11 protein-coding genes are annotated in these 16,983 nt (G+C 45.0%); 3 read left to right on the forward strand and 8 right to left on the reverse strand.

What is annotated here, in order from left to right; genetic code table 11:
• The first annotated feature begins 6 nt into the window (after positions 1-6).
• Together GWP43_RS07440 and GWP43_RS07445 are read left to right on the forward strand one after the other, a co-directional pair.
• On the forward strand, positions 7-1,287 hold the full coding sequence (locus GWP43_RS07440; protein ID WP_162663637.1) for a hypothetical protein: 1,281 nt from the start codon (positions 7-9) through the stop codon (positions 1,285-1,287).
• A complete protein-coding gene (locus GWP43_RS07445) occupies positions 1,271-2,311 on the forward strand; it encodes a GNAT family N-acetyltransferase (protein WP_162663638.1) in 1,041 nt (346 codons plus the stop codon). Before GWP43_RS07440 ends, GWP43_RS07445 begins: the two co-directional genes overlap by 17 nt.
• 354 nt (positions 2,312-2,665) lie before the next feature.
• On the opposite strand, the gene GWP43_RS07450 is transcribed toward GWP43_RS07445, so the two are convergent.
• The 7 genes from GWP43_RS07450 to GWP43_RS07480 form a co-directional block, all read right to left on the reverse strand.
• On the reverse strand, positions 2,666-4,225 hold the full coding sequence (locus GWP43_RS07450; protein WP_162663639.1) for a DUF1302 family protein: 1,560 nt from the start codon (positions 4,223-4,225) through the stop codon (positions 2,666-2,668).
• Positions 4,226-4,240: 15 nt separating this feature from the next.
• Positions 4,241-5,026, reverse strand: a complete 786-nt coding sequence (locus GWP43_RS07455) for an outer membrane lipoprotein-sorting protein (RefSeq protein ID WP_162663640.1) — start codon at positions 5,024-5,026, stop codon at positions 4,241-4,243.
• 100 nt (positions 5,027-5,126) lie between these two features.
• Positions 5,127-7,514, reverse strand: coding sequence for an efflux RND transporter permease subunit (locus GWP43_RS07460; protein WP_162663641.1), 2,388 nt, complete (start codon positions 7,512-7,514; stop codon positions 5,127-5,129).
• Positions 7,515-7,700: 186 nt separating this feature from the next.
• Complete coding sequence (locus GWP43_RS07465; RefSeq protein WP_162663642.1) at positions 7,701-7,883, reverse strand: hypothetical protein; 183 nt, start codon at positions 7,881-7,883, stop codon at positions 7,701-7,703.
• Between the two features lie 2 nt (positions 7,884-7,885).
• Entirely contained in the window at positions 7,886-9,628 is a 1,743-nt protein-coding gene (locus GWP43_RS07470; protein ID WP_162663643.1) for an ABC transporter ATP-binding protein, read from the reverse strand.
• A 75-nt stretch (positions 9,629-9,703) separates the two neighbouring features.
• Complete coding sequence (locus tag GWP43_RS07475) at positions 9,704-10,759, reverse strand: Fic family protein (RefSeq protein WP_162663644.1); 1,056 nt, start codon at positions 10,757-10,759, stop codon at positions 9,704-9,706.
• Positions 10,760-10,917: 158 nt separating this feature from the next.
• Entirely contained in the window at positions 10,918-14,196 is a 3,279-nt protein-coding gene (locus tag GWP43_RS07480; RefSeq protein ID WP_162663645.1) for an energy-coupling factor transporter ATPase, read from the reverse strand.
• Between the two features lie 278 nt (positions 14,197-14,474).
• Between GWP43_RS07480 and GWP43_RS07485 the strand changes: the two genes are divergently transcribed.
• On the forward strand, positions 14,475-14,738 hold the full coding sequence (locus GWP43_RS07485; RefSeq protein WP_162663646.1) for a phospholipase D-like domain-containing protein: 264 nt from the start codon (positions 14,475-14,477) through the stop codon (positions 14,736-14,738).
• A 22-nt stretch (positions 14,739-14,760) separates the two neighbouring features.
• Here the strand turns inward: GWP43_RS07485 and GWP43_RS07490 are convergent, their stop codons facing one another.
• Positions 14,761-16,983: a DUF262 domain-containing protein gene (locus GWP43_RS07490; RefSeq protein ID WP_162663647.1), complete on the reverse strand. Its 2,223-nt coding sequence runs from the start codon at positions 16,981-16,983 to the stop codon at positions 14,761-14,763.

Genomic DNA, 16,983 nt, shown 5'->3' on the forward strand with positions numbered 1-16,983 from the left:
AAAAATATGACCGATCTGTTACTAAGCGAGCTTGTCGTTCTGCTCCTCTTACTGCCGGTATTACTGCGCCCGTTTTCAAAAAGCTTAAAAAAAGGCCGTGCAATTCCTATTCTACCTTTTCTGAGCCTCTTTGTCTGTATCTGCATTATCATCGGACAGGGAATCGTTCTCTATCTTTTTATTCTCGTTCTCTTTGTTCTGATTGTCTGCCTTTCGGAAATAATACGGCTGATTGCGTTTTTCCAAGGGATGCTGAACGATTTTTACGGTATCGCATCGATGATGCTGCGCATTGTGTTATTGTGCCTTTTTTGCGGAGTCGCGTATTGCGCATTCAGATTTGCGCCGGAAGCAAGTATCAGAACCGAATATCCACTGACCGTCCGTTCGATCGAATTAACCGACAAAACAAGCGCCGGTTCCAATAAAGATACTGCCGAGCAGACCGCCGATTCCACTTCACCTGATTCTTCCACTTCGCGGAATCCTATCGAAGGATTGTTGATTGAGCGGCAGGGCGGCGCCGATAAAAGAGCGCTGGTGATTATTGCCGACGCCTTTCCATACACCGAACGGCCGGAAACGCTCGCCTCTCTTCTGGCGGATCAAGGCTATACCGTTGCGGAAATCACGAGGCTCAAACCGCGCGGCCTTATTCCGCGTATCGAACTGTACCGCAAGCTGCTGCACCTCGTCGGGAAAAAAGAGCAACGGTATTTAATAAAAGAAGATGACCCGCAGACGGCTGCGTTCTTTGCCGACTTTCTTGAACAAACGGTTGCACGTTACGGACGCAATAAACGGATATTTTTATATGCGGAAGGAATCTATACCGATTTAGCCGCGCACTTTTGTACGGAAAATCCGGGTGTATTTACGGGTGTGTTTTTCAGCCTTTCCGAAGAAGAGCCGCTGCCGTCCGCCCCCGACGGATGGATACAAACCATGCGGGAACACAATCCGGAACTTCCGTCTGAGGACAATTCAGCAGCGGATACTACCGCCGTATCTGATGCAGCATCAGAGCAAGCAGCAGGTGCCGGCGGGAACGGTTCGGCTGAGACAGCTCCCGCAGTTTCCGCAGCTCCGGCAACTGCCCCCACACAGCCGGAGCGGCCGCTGCCGTTCTGTTGTTACATCCGCCCCTACTCCGAACTCGCAGGCTTCGGACAACTGCGCGCAGAGGATGCCCTCGCAGCGGAACTCTTAGGCAGCGGCCGCAGCATCGGCAGACAGGACAAAGCCGCAGCAGCCGCGGCATTTAACCGGTATGCACTACTGTTTTGAACTGCTGACCCCGGAGACTATCTATGACGCGGCTGCATTCGTGCGACAGCACGAATACCGTTGCATCGATCTTGCAGAGCAGCTGCGGCTTTGCTTGTACCCCGACTATGCTCCGCGGTATAAAAAGGCAGCGGCTGTCTATGCCTGCCCGCAACGGCAAACTTGTCCGCAACCGCAAAAAATCTGCTGCGGGGTCTTACTGTTCAGCACGTATGGGCTTTTATTCCACTGTATCGACACTGACATTCCAGAAGAAACGGTCTTAGATTTCGGCAGATTTTTTTTAAGTGAGGACTTTCCTTACAAGGAACTCCACGCCGTTGCGGGCATCCGCGAACACACGCTTCTCTTTGAGCGGGTTATGTCCGAAGCGGCACATATCCGGCTCGACGCCGCCGTAGATTACTACCTGATGCGGTGCGCCAAACCTTGTACGGATACATTCTTTCAAACAGCGGAGTCAAAACTGAATACCACGCTGAATGCCGCGCTGTCCATTGAACGCGCAACGGAGAATGATCTTATAGAGCTCTTCCCGCTCCAGCTTGATTATGAAAATACCGAGGTTGCCTACGAAGGCCGCCCGATAAACCCTGCCGTCTGCAAACTGTCGCTGTGTGCCCGCCTTACAACCGAATACATCTACAAGGTCTCGGCAGACGGACACATCGTCGCAAAGGCCGGAACCAATGCGCAGGGCTTTCACTGGTTCCAAATCGGCGGCGTCTACACCCTGCCCGCATACCGGAACAAAGGATTAGCTGCAGCCGCCGTTGCGCATCTCATCAATACCCACAGCGCAGAAGCGCACGGCTTCGCACTCTTCGTAAAAACCGCCAACACAGCCGCCCTCCGCGTATACAAAAAACTCGGCTTTGAGCAGTGCGGGCTGCTTAGAATGAGTTACTGGAAAGCGAGGCAAGATCCATTCTATTCTCCTGAAAACAGCGCAGTACTTGATAAGAGAATCGCAGATATAAGAACAGGAAAGAATGTCTCCGGACATGAGCTTATCGGGGAGTGATAGTGCGTAAAACCGCTCTATTCGTCTTTATGATTGAGGATGAGGTCTTCGAAATACTGAGCGCTCAAATGTATAGCGACTTGATTGTAAGATATAAAAATATTTGGCGAAAAAAGATACTCTGTATATACTGAACATATATGGACATTCCAGATAATACATATAGTAAGTTACGGGACTGTATATGTATTCTACTGGAAAAAGCGAACATTCATTATATGACCTTCCCTTTATATGAAGAATTACAGCCATAGCCCCCTACTTACTGAATCGGAAGGTGATTGCCTACTGCTCCAATAAGATGCTTACGATCAAGAAACAGCAGCTATTTTTAATACATTATCCATGAATGTTCTACCACGTAAACGTCCCTTTTACCCATATAGCGCTTATCTTGTGTAAGGCTGCAAAATCGCCCTTACCGTCATAGCCTTTGGTGTACACATCCCCGCCGAGTGCAAAATTGATATTATCGGTGAGGGCATAGCTAACCGAATAGGTGCTGGATGTGCTGCCGTAGTTTATATCGACAACGCCGCTTGCCGAAAGTTTCAGCGTATCGCGTAAAAATGTTTTACTTACATTGAGGCTGACAAAGCCCTTGTGCATCGGACGCTCTATATCGTCTTTATGATTGAGAATAAGGTCTTCAAAATACTGAGCGCTCAGCGTCCACGAGCTTTTAATCCAGTCAATACCGGCAAGCATCAGCAGCTGGTGTTTTTTAACCGGAGCATTAAAGGGTATCGGAACATCAGCACCGGAAGTTTTGTCCATAAGTTGTGCAATCGGCAAAGATGACAGCATCCCTTTCGGTTCAAAATATCGTCCGCCTACCCACGCCGTTTCCAACCGGATTGTTACATCGCCTGCAGGAATCGCCGCATCAATACCCGCCATTCCGATACGATAATACTCTTCATTTAAATTGGTGTGCAGTTCTTTCGGTACGTATGGATTTAAAAGTGGATGATGTGTACCGGCTGGATTAAACAAACCCTTTTTTGCATACCCGCTTTTTACAAAGCGTGGATTTTTATCCCAGCCGTAGAAGCCGGAAACGGAAAAATCGATGCCGGGTAAAAAGAACGAAAAACGGGCGGCCGCTTCCGTGTCGGTAAACATCTTTGGTTTTGTGCTTTCCGTCTTTGTGTACTTAACAGGAATAGAACCAATCGCCGTCTTATAGGTATCCGGCGTGTCGATATAGTAGAGACCGTTCTTTGCACCGTCTTCAAAGCCGAAGCGCGGCAGCTTATTCGGGGTAAAAAACGGTACGGCAATCGCTTCAAACGTAAACAGATCGTGAAAAAAACGCAGACGGATACTGTCCGACGGAAGCCGCGCATCATCGCCGCTAAAGGCGATAAACTCCGAGCTGTCCCGCGCACTTAACACATCCGTAAGCTTAAACCCGTCAGCCTGCCCCCACACAATAACCTGCCGCCCGACACTGATATCCCATATCTCACCCGAATAGCGGTAATACGCTTCGTTCAGGCGGAAGCCCGTGCGCGCAGGGTTCCGGTAATTGTACTCGGCTGCGGCGGAAATAACTGCGTAAGAAGAACCGGCAGAGACCTCACCGTTTATCCGGGCAATCGAACGGGATGCCCCGTATTCGAGATTTTTTTTAGCATCATTCCAGCGCACTCCGTGCAGCGTCCCAATTTTACCGCTTACCGTGAATACCGGTTTTGTGCTGCTATCTTCCGCATCATCGGAAAATTCATCATCTGTTGAATTATCAGTTGTTTGATATTCGGCTTGACCACCGGAGGATGAATCCGCTGCGTGAGCTGTTCCTGCCTTTTCGTCTACGCCTGCTGCCTCCTGCGCACTACAGGGAAGCGTCAATACAAAAAACAGTAAACAAAACGCGACGACCGATGTGTATGTCCGTATCGTTTTCATATTGTAGTTACTCCTTTACTTAATCTTCCCTTCCTCCAGAGAATTCACCCTAAAATACGAGTCCGAAATGTTTTTATTGAACTCGTGCTTGAGCGTTTCGATAACGGTTGTGTGTTTTTTTTGCAGGTTGTTCATCTCCATTTTGCCCGCAGTCCAAAAGCCGTCTTTTTTCCCGATGCCGCTTACCGTAAGCACTTTCAACAGCGAACCTTGCTCATCGTAAAATTCCGCCTTTACCTGCACCAGCGATTCCTTATCAATCCACGAAATATATTTTGAATACATCGATTTTTTTACCGGAACCGATTCAATCTTCCAGCAGTTTTTCCCGTCCACCGTTTCTTCCGCAAGCAGTGTGTACGTGTAGTCATCGATCTTGTGCCCGCTTATATCATCGTAGGTAAAATCGGTACCCATAAAATAGTCCTGACTTGAAGAACCGGAAATACGCTTCGCCTTTTTAAGCGCAGGCATATAGAGCCAGCGGTCATCGCTTTTTGCCGCATCATCATACGAGAAAGAAAGATAGCCGACGCCCTTTACATCAGCGGGCAGCGTAAACATCATCACCGTTTTTTTCTCGCTGCCGTAATCCTTCGAATATGCCGTAACTTGGCGCACCCGCTTTTTACCGCCGGAATTGATCAGCGTCATCCGCATCGTAAATGAATCGGTTGCAGCTTTTTCGCGCTTATCAACCTTTTGCATAATCTCTTTCCCCGTCAGCTCTTGTGCAAAGACAAGGCTTACGGCCATCGCTGCAAACACAATCAGCGCAATTACGTGTTTTATAATTTTCATACATCCTCCTCTTTTAATTGGTAATTTGTAATGCGTAATTGGTAATTACTGCTGCACGTAAATCGCTTTAATTACCAATTACCAATTATCGCATTACCCATTATTTTTCCTCTTTCCCAAACGGTTTGCTTATGTAAATCAGTACCGGTGTCATCAAATAGTCGGCGGCGAGAGCGGACATGAGACCGACAGCGGCCAATACACCGAGACGTAAAATTGCTGCAATATTACACGTAAGATATACTAAAAATGTGGCAGACAAAATGATCGTGGTCATTGCAAGCGTTTTTCCGATGGAATAGAACGTCCCGAAAATAGCGCGGTCATACGATTTTTCTTTTCCAAAAAGATACTTTGCGTGGTTGGTGAAGTGAATAGTGTCATCAACGGCAATCCCGAGGATCATCGGCATAATCGCCATCGTCATAAGGTCGAGCGAAATACCGAGATAGCCCATAATCGCACCGATGACAAGAACGGGAAAGATATTTGGGATAAGCCCGATGAGTCCCATTTTCACACTGCCGAATACGAGCATCATCAAAATTGCAATCGCAACAAGCGAAGTAAAAAAAGAATACAATTCGCCGAATACGATTTTGTTGTTCAATTCCGCAAATTGCACGGCAGCTCCGATTAGATGACAGTCCGCCTGCGGAAACAGTTCCGCACATGTTTGTTCGATAGTTTTCAGATTTGCCGCAAGCTCGTTCGCATCATACGAGGCAACATCAATCGACATACGAAGCGTACGGAACTCTTCGTCAACCCAACGCGATGTTTGCCCGCCTGAAATTTCGTACAAGAACAAGAGCTGCGCAAGCAAGTCTTCGTCATCGGGGATTGTGTAAAACGCAGGATCGTCGGAGTGCATCGTTTGATTCATCTCTTTGACAATATCCAAAATCGAGAATATCTTCGGCACACCGTTATTCATTTTTGTTAATCTGAACGTCCCGATGAGTGTGCTCAGTTTATCGAGTTTTTTAAGCACATCGGGATTTTTGACTGCATCATCTTCATCAAAGGTGAGCATAATATTGTAACTAAAATAGGAACCGAGCTGCGACTGCGTAATTTCATAGATGCGCCTGATATACGGAATGCGCAAACCCATAAATTTAAAATTGTCCATGTTGACATCGATTTTGAACAACGCCGGAATACAAGCTGCAGTGATGAGCGTAAATGCAGTGATGATTGCTTTGCGTCTTTTGATAACAGTACGCCCGAAGCGTTCAAACCGTGCATCCAATTTTTGGGCACGTGCAGCTTTTGCATTGTGGGTATTTGCCGAATCTTTACCGGCCTCAATATCTTTTCCGAAGCTCATCAGAATGGGAATGAGAACGCTGACATAGACATACACGGCAAATACCATCGCGGCGCTTGCTGCCCCCATCCAGCGCATCGGCTTAAGGTCAGTCGTTAAAAACGACAGCACCGAAACAACGGTAGTAACGACAGTAAAAAAGAGCGGCCAACCGGTATTTTCAATCGAAGCGATAACAGCCTCTTTTCGTTTGCCGAGTTCATAAAAGCTTGTTTTAAATGAATTGACGAGGTGAATCGAGTAACCGACCGAAAGCGCCATCGCAAGCACAATCGGCACCGACATCATCTCCGACTTTCCCGAAATATGCAAAAAGCCCATAAAGCCGAGCACCGTAGTAATACCGAAGAAGGTTGCGAATAGCGGTACGATCGTTCCGCGCAGCGAGCGGGTAAATATGATGAGCAAGATAATCATACAGAGAAAACTCAAGCCCACGCTTTTTGTGGTCTCGTGTCCCATCACGACTTTTTCTTCCGTTTCGGTATAGGGGAGCCCCGCAGGTTTTATTGTGTACGCAGCGCTGTGATATTTAGGGTCGGTTACAATATCGATTGCAGCTTCTCCGATAACGTACATCGGAGCCTTTGTCGAAGTTTTACTCCACACCTCTTCAGGTGGCGTCGCCTTGAGCGACAGTACCAGCCATGTTTCCGTCGCATCCTGTGTTACGAGCTTATTAACAATCGACTTACGTGAAAGAATAAAATCCTTCGCTTTTTGTAGATCAGCAGGATCGGAAGGAATACCGTCTCGAAACGGATTGGTAATTTCTATGCCTTCGTCCGTACCAACGGTAATATCCGTATCGGTAATCGAAGTAATGGAATCCGCATACGGTACTTTTTCCAAAAGATCGGTGCCGATATCTTTAATCGCTTGGAGCACCTCCGGCTTAAATACATCATCTGATTCAAAGAGCAGCACAATCGAATCGTTACTGCCGAACAGCTCCTTAAACCGTGCATCATTCTTTTTTGTGCTTTCTTTTACGGTTAAAAACTCGTCTTCATCCGCCGAGCCTACCTTAAAGCTTTTTACGCCTATAAGCCCCGCAACCGTTACTGCTGCAAGCAGAGCTAAACAAAGCCAGCGGTATTTTAATTGAAACTCTGCGATCTTCTTAAAGAATAGATGCATCCCTTCAAGTTTCATAGTATGAACCTCTTATAAATGACCTGCAACACTAGTTCCGTTGTTTTGCAGATACCATGATGAAAAAAACAGTAAACATTGTTTACTGTTTTAGTATAAAATTTCCATAAGAATTGTCAATAGGTGCGATTGTCGGTTCACTTCATCTGCGAACACTCCGGCATAAACTGTGAAAGCGCCGGTTCTTTACCTTTTAAGCACCTTATACATAACGATACCGACGGCAAGTAAGATCAGACCGGCGATATCTAATCCTCGCAGTATCCAAACGGGAATAACGGCTGCCGGAAGATACAACCCTCCAAGCAGCAAAAAAATGCTGATGATAATCAGGATGAGTCCGCATATTTTTGATCCGGTTCCGCTCATTCTTACGCTCCTTCTTGCCACGATGTAGCGTCATTATGGGCTTGCGTCATGCGGTAATAGAGCCCATGCTCTTTGATCAGTTCATCATGGGTACCTTGCTCTTTGAGTTCTCCGCCATCAATGACAAAAATACGGTCTGCTTCGCGGACGGTTTCCAGCCGATGGGCAATAACCAGTGTGGTTTTTCCGCGGCATAATTCACTCAAAGCTTTCTGTATTGCCTGCTCGTTATCGGCATCGATACTCGCGGTGGCTTCATCCAAGATGATGAGCGGCGCGTCTTTGAGAATACTCCGTGCAATCGAAATACGCTGGGCTTCTCCGCCCGAAAGAGAGGCACCACCTTCACCGATAACGGTATCGAATCCGTACGGAAGTCGCATGATAAAATCATAACACTGCGCTTTTTTCGCCGCTTCGATCACCGCTTCTCTATCCGCATGAGGACGCCCCATCGCGATGTTATTTGCAATCGTGTCCTCAAACAGATAGACCCGCTGAAACACCATACTGATATGATCCATTAATACCGTCAGCGGAAGCTCTTTGATGTTTTTTCCCCGTAAGAGGATTTCGCCCTTCGATATATCCCAGAACCGTGCCAGTATATTCATAATCGTGCTTTTCCCGCCGCCGGACTGCCCGACAAAGGCCGCCATCTGCCCTTGGTCGATGCTGAACGACAGGTTATGCAGCACTTCTTTATCTCCGTAGTCAAACGACACATTTTTGAATGTTATTTCCGTATCGGCTGTTTGCGGCAAAGACTCGGTTCCCGTATCCTCAAGCTCCCGTTCGTTAAATACTTCGTTCACACGATTCAGCGCAGCTTGCATGATCGCCAGAATGCCGGTTTTTTGATAGAGCTGTTTGAGCGGCGTAAAAAGATTGAAGGCAAACAGCATACAGCCGACAAATACGGTGCTTGACAGAGCTCCGTGTTGAAACAACCAAATGTTTAAAGCAAGTATTGCGGTCATACCAAGACTGTAAATGATCAGCAGAGTCCGCTCCTTGGGGGAATATTCTTCTTCAAAAGACAAGCTCGCTTCTTTCATGCGCGCAAAGCTGGCTCTGATATCTTCCGCACCCGCTCCGGTGAGGTTATAGCTTTTAATTACGCCGAGCCCTTCCGTATATTCCAACACGGCGCCGGTCAATGCTTCGATGCTTTTTTGGCGCAGCTTTGAATTACGGGCGGAAAGCCGGATCATCGGCTGCGCGAAAAGAATTGCCGTAAGCTCCGTCGCAATGGCAACAGCTCCGAACAGCGGATGCAGCGCAAACAGGAACCCTGTCAAAATGATCTGCGCCGCGATGCTGCTTGTAACCTCCGAAACAGCCGCCATCGCCTGCTCCTCGATAAAGACCATATCGGCAGACAGCACCGAACTGATTTTTCCGATATTCCCCGCAGTAAAGTATCCCATCGGCAGCCGGCGCAGATGCCGCCCAAGCTCAAGCCGCTTTTCTGCAAAGACCTTATATCCCGCTCCCGCTTGCAGCCGGTCTGCGATATTTTGACAGATTGCCTGAATAGCCAGCAAAAGCAGCATGACCGCTGCCGCATAGATTGCCGTTTTAATGTCGGCTTCACCTTTGATAAGCATGTCGATAAGTTTTACGGCAACCATCAGCGGCGCATTTGCTGCAACCGCTTTTAAAAAAGTAAACAGATATGCCAATCGGATTTTCCGAGCGTACGTGCCGGTAAATACGAGTAACTGATGAACCATCGCAATCATAGAGAGCTTCCTTCTTCGGCTCCGCATCGGCGCCCCAACATTTTATAATTTTATAACACAAAGCTCAGACAATTACTATTCTTTCAGTATATCCATCAAGCCGGTATTTATAAACAGATTGTCTTTTCCAACCTTTATACAGGTAAGAACACCGATAGCTTCTAGTTGATGCAGGTAACGGGAGGCAGCTTTCCGTTCTACCCCTAGCGTTTTTACAATGAACTCAGTTTTGCAATAGGGATTTTCAAAAAGGGTTTCTACCAGTTCTTTGGAATAAATTTTCGGAGCTTCCGATTTTACTTTTTCGATTGTGCTATCTAACAGTTCCTTTATCGCTTTTACCTTTTGAATTGTTTCTGCGGCTGTCTCTTCTATTCCTTTAAGGATAAAAACAATCCATTTTTCCCACGCTTCTTCCGTACGGACTTTTTGCAAAAGTTCGTAGTATTGTTCTTTATTTTTGATGATATATGAACTTAAATAGAGAATTGGAAAATCAAGATGATGCTTTAAAATCAAATAAAGGATATTTACAATTCTTCCGGTTCGTCCATTTCCATCATAAAAAGGATGGATGCTTTCAAATTGATGGTGAAGTATTGCAAGTTTTGTCAGAGAATCATCATCGTTGTTTAAATACTCAGTAAAGTTTTTTAAGAGTCCGTCAATTTCTTCTTTTGTCTGCGGCGGAATATAGACAACTTCATTCCTACGGTCATTCATCAGCTTTGTGCCGGGTACAGTTCTGATTCCCGCATCATTTTGAACAAGCTGTTCTTGAATATTTATGATATCATTTATAGAAATAAAATGATGTTTTTTTAGTTCTGCAAAACCTGCGTATAAGGCTTCTCTGTAGAACATAACCTCTTTTGTAGCAGAATCAACTTTTTTTACCGTTTCGGAAAGAGCTTTATAGAGCTCATCTTTCGTGGTAATGATATTTTCAATCTCTGAACTGTCTTGAGACTCTTGAAGCACAACGGCATTAATAAGAATAAACTGATTCGGAATCACCTGTGCAATACCTTTAAGCTCGGCAAGCGCTTTAGATGCTTTGCTTTCTGCTTTGAGGATAGTAATTGTTTCGGTCTTTTTAGGATCAACCGGCAATTTTGGCAATTCCGACATGTCCCAATTATAGTCTTTTTTGGGACATGTAATCAAGATATGTACCAAATATTAAAAAAATGGTACATATCAATCCGTTCTTACACCGTTTTCACGGTAGCCAGGGGATGTCTCAAAAGTTGGTTAGTTTTTGGACAGCCCCTAGGGTTACTCCCCTCTTACTTCCCCCGTACCGTCCAGTCTGCGGTTTCTTCCGAGATACGCCAGAGGTTTTGGTATTCCGGGCTGGTTTTAATAAGTTCCGCATGACAGCCGGAAGCAGCGATACGTCCATCTTTGAGCACGATAATGCGGTTGGCGCTCATAATGGACTTCATTTTATGAGCGATGACGATAACGGTTTTATCCCGCACGATTTCGGATATTGCCTGATTCATCTTTTGCTCGTTTTCAGGATCGATAAAGGCGGTTGCCTCATCCAAAATAACAATCGGAGCATCTTTAAGTATTGCCCGTGCAAAGGCAATCCGCTGCCGCTGCCCGCCTGAAAGTTTACTGCCTGCTTCTCCTGCAAGCGTTGCGTACCCGTCCGGCAGTTCGCGGATAAACTCATCCGCCTGCGCTTTTTTTGCTGCGGCAATAATCTCCTCATCGGTTGCGCCTTTTTTCCCGATTCGGATATTGTCGGCAATGCTCTTGTTAAAAAGGAATACATCCTGAGAAACGTAGGCAATCTGTTCGTTGAGCGCTTCTAAGCTCATGTCACGGATATTCTGTCCGCCGATTAACACCCCGCCGCCCGAAACATCGTAATAATGCACTAAGAGCTTTGCCGCCGTGCTTTTTCCGCTGCCGCTTGCTCCGACTAAAGCAGTCATCTGCCGCTCTTGCGCCGTAAAGGAAACATCTTTCAGAACTTCCAAATCCTTGTATGCAAACCGAACATTGCGGAACTCGATGTCGTGCCCCATGCCGGAAAACGGCGCCGTTCCTGCTTTAAGTTCCGGGTAATCAAATGCCTTTTCCAACGCCTGAATTTTATAACTTGCTTGCGGTACGGCGCCGATAAAACTCATGCAGCGGAGCAGGAGCGGTGCGATACCGAAAGAAAGACAAATTGTCAAAATGTAGCGGGCAAGGGTCAGTTGACCGAGCAAGATAAGCAGTGTGCCGAAAGGCAGGCTGTATAGTAAAATGTTTGAAAATAAACTGCCGTATAGAGCCATCCACGGGAATGAAACCTTGTACCATGACAGCGCAAAGTCGCGGTACGCAGTAACGGAAGAAGCAAATCGTTCGCCGAATTCATCCTGCCGGTTAAACACGCGAACAACCTCCATACCGTTTACATATTCGATAATGGTATTGTTCAGCCGCTTTGCTGCGGCAAAGTAACTGCCCATCTGCTCGACACCGACACGGTACATCTGTCCCGAAACACTGATGCCCAGCGCAATGACAACACAGGTAAGCAGTGCAAGCTGCCAGTCTATAACGAGGATGGTTACAAGCGCAAACACGGCAACGGTGAGATTGGCAATCCCTTCGGGGATCATGTGCGCCAAAAGGAGTTCTATCGATTCAATGTCATCGGTAAACAGCTTTTTGATAGCTCCGCTGCCCATCTCCCTCACTTTTCCGAGCGGCTTGCGCTCCAAGTTTTCCTGCAAAAAACGGCGTATGTTTTCCAGCGTGTTGTAGGCCGCACGGTGCGAAAGCTGAAAGCCGTACATATAAAAAACCGCGTATACGATTTCCGTAAGCAGGATACCCGCAAGCATTTTCCCGCTTCCGGCTAAGGTCGGAACCGAACCGTTTAAGACCTGCTCAAGGATGGTGTATACCAAAAGATACGGGATAATACTCGCCGCTGCTCCGAGTGTCATACAGAGCGCCGCTTGATATATCGTGCGGCGGTGCGCCCCTGCGTACTGCAAAATCTTGGAGATAGAGCTTTGCTTGTCCCGTTTCCGGCTCGTGTTTTCATCGCTTTCCTGCAAGAAATAGGAAGAAACCCGTTCGATGCCTGCTTTATTCAAAGGATAGAAAGCTAAGACCCTGCCGTTTTCGATATGGAGAATGTGCGTGCAGCAGCTCATAATCAATTCGGGGTCGTGCGTAATAACGAGCGAAATGGCGGCGCTTGTCTGCAGATCGCGTAACAGAAAGCCGAAGCGTTCCATACCGCGGCGGTCAAGTCCGCTGGTCGGCTCATCAAAAATCAGCACACCTTTTTTTGCACAGAGTGCGGAAGCAATTGCCGTCCGCTGTTTTTGACCACCCGATAACGAGGCCGGGTGCCGGTCTTTCAGTTCGAGGATACCGAGCCGCGCCAATACCTCTTCGGCATCAGCTGCGGAAGCGCCGGTGTTCATCATCACTTCTTCCAACACGCTGTCGGCAAAGAGCTGCCGGTTGACGTCCTGCATCACCATAAAACTGTGTTTGCTACGCTCCTCCGCCGTCAAATACGCGCCGCCGACTGCGATGCTCCCGTTTGAAGGAATCAACCCCGCGAACGCTTGCGCAAAAGTGCTTTTGCCCGATCCGTTATCACCGATGAGCGCCACAATCGAATGTTCGGGCAGCGCGAGCCGCTCTATATCGAGCACACGGGTAGAGCCGTAGCCGCAAGTTACATCGAGCGCTTCAAGCGCGGGCTTTGACACGGGTTGGGTTTCGGGCGGTGTACTGCCTTTGACCGGCGTTTCTCGCGCCGCATCCTCTTTCCGTGCAAGCACGGCGAGGGACTGCATATTCGTGAGGCGCAAGCCCAGCGCGGTTAAATCGGATTCGCTGAGCGCTTTCATTTCGTCCCGTGTAAAAATACGCTCGATCTTTCCGCTGCGCATATAGATAAAGCGGTCTGCTACATCCATCAGGTAATAGAGCCGATGCTCTGCAATAACAACGGTCTTTCCCGCTGCTTTGATTTTTACCAGCATCCGGTGCAGCCGCTGAATTGCCCGTTTATCCAAATTAGAGGACGGCTCATCCAGCACAAAGACTTGAGGGTCTGCGGTATAGCAGGAGGCGCAGGCAATTTGCTGCTTTTCTCCTCCCGACAGTTCAAAAATATCCCTGTCCATCAAATTATCGAGCTGCAAGTCGCGTTTTGTTTTTTCGAGGCGCTGTTGAATCTGCTCCCTTGGGATGCCGAGATTTTCGCAGCCGAATACAAGCTCGCCGGTGGTGTCAAGGTTAAAGAATTGGCTCTTTGGATTTTGAAAAACGCTTCCGGTGAGCGCTGCAATATCGGATAAGTTTTCCGTGTTTACGCACACATCGCCGATCATCACGGAACCGCTCATTTCACCTTCATAAAAATGAGGAGCAAGCCCGTTTATCAGCCGTGTAACGGTGGTCTTGCCGCAGCCCGACTCGCCGCATAATACGACAAATTCGCCGTCTTTTATGGTAAGGTCTATTTCGGATACGCCGTCTCCGGTACCGTGTTCCCCGCTGTAGGAAAAAGAGACGTTTTTAAAATTGATCACACTATTACTCTCCGATAGTCTTGAGGGGTTCCTGAGTATGGTTTCTAGTTACAAACTTCTATGGATAATTTTTCACAAATGCTATCGTTCGATTTTCAGCTTTGGCAGTATATGAAATTTTTTATAAATATCTTCAGGACATTCTCTTACTTGTAATAACGGCATATAGTTACCTCTAGCATACAATCTACAGCTGTTCGTATGTTATGTCAAGCAGTAGCTTTGAATCAAAAAAGTACTGTCAATTATGAGTAAGAGTAATAAAACACAGTGAAAGTATGTTCAGCATTTTTCAACACATTCTTCGTCAAAGAGTCCACTTCAAAATCATCGTCTTTGATCTGAAAACCACCTACTTAGGTTCTTCCAATCTTATCGGACTCGGCATGAAAGCCGTAAATACCGGCAACCTCGACTCCGGTGTTTTATCTAGCAACCGTAACTTTGTAAAAACACCGTCGAACAATTCGACAGCGTCCGGACGTGCGCCCGCTGCGAGGGCTGCAAAAGACAAGCGTTCTGCGGGAACTCGGTTGAAATGAAATAAAGCGAATTTAAACAACTTTAAGCTTTATTAGATTCTGAAATGAGATTTTTTAAGGCTTCGGCAAATAATTCCGGATGTTTGATCATTTCGTCTGTTGTATTAAATGCAAAGTATTCATCTGCATCCGTATTTGTTTTATTCATTAAAACCTTTTTCCTTTTTTTATAATCTCCCCAGTCATCCGTCATTATATAAACATCATAGATTTTTTTATCGTCATCCGGCCACCAAGAAAAGAAGCAATTATCATACTTAAAATATGTTTCCCATCCGGAATAAAAGATATAATCTTTGCTAGAATAATCGGTTGTAAAATAAGCATTAGGTAATTTTAGACTTTTTAAAAGAAGATTTCTTTTCTCTTCTCCTAAAAGTATATTTCCCCGAACATCGTTTCCAAAAACTTTCCAGACGCATCCTGTAGTTCCCCAGAGCACAACCTTCTTTCCATACTTACCTACAATTTGTCCATCCGATCGGCTTATATTAAGAAGTGTAGTTGTTGATAATTCTTTTATCCATTTCTGAGTGATTGAAGTATTTATCTTATCTGAGGTAATTTTCTGAAATTCATTGAAAAATGTTTTAGTTACTAACTGTTTAATGTTTTCTTTTGTGTGCTTCAATGAAATTTTTCCGTTGGGAATTGCTTCATCATAATACGAAAGAAGCACTTTAATAATATGATAAGGGTCATTGTTTTTATACATTGCTTTTAATAAATTGAATCTAGTATTAAAAACCTCAAGGGAAGTTTTTTCGCCCGCTTGAAAGAGAACATTTACTTTTCCAAGTAAAATTTCATAATGTTCTGCTAAAATTATAGCTTTTTCCCATTTTCCTGATTCAAGAATCTTTTTTGCCTTTAACCGTTCTTCTGAGACTTGTTCTTTAGCAAAACCTGAGTTAATTCCCTTTGAATCATCAGCGAGGAATGTATAAATGTCATGGCTATGAACTCCCAATTCAGAAAAGAACCGTAAAGCGTATAAATATGAATCCATACTATCAATAGTTTGGTTTTCAATAATGTTGAACACGACTCTCATCCAATGAGAAAATGATGTTTTCTGATAGTTATCTTCTTCAAAATATAAAAGCAATGCAAAAAATGTAACTCTGGCCGGATATGTATCATTTTTATCACATCCATAAAAATCCCATGTTTGATAAGGCTTAATTTGTTTTTCAATTGAATTATTAACTAAGGTCGTTAACAAATTAAAGATTGGGTGTATCGTATTTTTAATTGCGGCAGTATTCAATATTTTTTCGTATACCGACCATGAGATAAAAGTGTCAATCAATGGGAAAGCAACTAAATCGGAATTAACTTTATCATAGATAGATTTCTCTTCTATGCTAGGTTCATTTTTTTTATAGAAATTCCATACATTAATAAAATGCCTATTAAAAAAGGACATAAAAAGAGAATCCGGTAAGCAGGGTTTTGTTTTGGAGAACATTAAATCCAGCCATTTTGAATCTATGTTGTTTCTAAATGTTCGATATAATGAATTATCAGATTTCTTTAAATACTCTTCCAAACTAGCTTTGAAGTTTTCAAAACCTGTTAGAGTTTTTCCCCTGGCATTCATCTTAACATACGTATTGTTAGGCAACTGGTTTAATTGCATGTTAACGAAGTGAAAGGAGATTAACTCCGTATCTTTTAGAAGACTCATAATCTTACTATAATCCGGACTTTGAAGTTTCAGAAACTGATTATGAATTTCATCGAGTACTGTCAGAATTGAGGAAATTGTCGGATCTTTCTTCCAATCATCAAAAAACCAATTTTGATTAATTACAAACTTCGATAGGGTTTCCTCATTAAATGGTATGATATTTTCCTTGTTAGAAGGTATGATAGTATTGATACATATCTTTTCAAGAAATTCTTTTGCAGACGGCCGTGTCTCATAGCTAAATTTTTTTAATATGTCTAACGGTTCCTTTGCTTTTTCATATACATATCGATGAAATAAAAACAATGTAGTTAACCGTTGTTGACCATCAAATGGAATAAACTTTTTTTCATCTTGACTAATATTACCATATACAAAGTCAAAAAACAGAGGTTTGTTCTGCAAAGCAGAAGAAATAATTGTTTCTATTATTGATTTCCGAACATCTTCTGCATGTTTTGTATTTCTACCTTCCGCATATGAGCGTTGCATAACTGGAATTACTATTTTATATTCTTCTAAGAGTTTTATAAAAGTATAAATATCATTCAT

This window comes from Treponema vincentii, assembly GCF_010365865.1.
GTDB lineage: Bacteria > Spirochaetota > Spirochaetia > Treponematales > Treponemataceae > Treponema.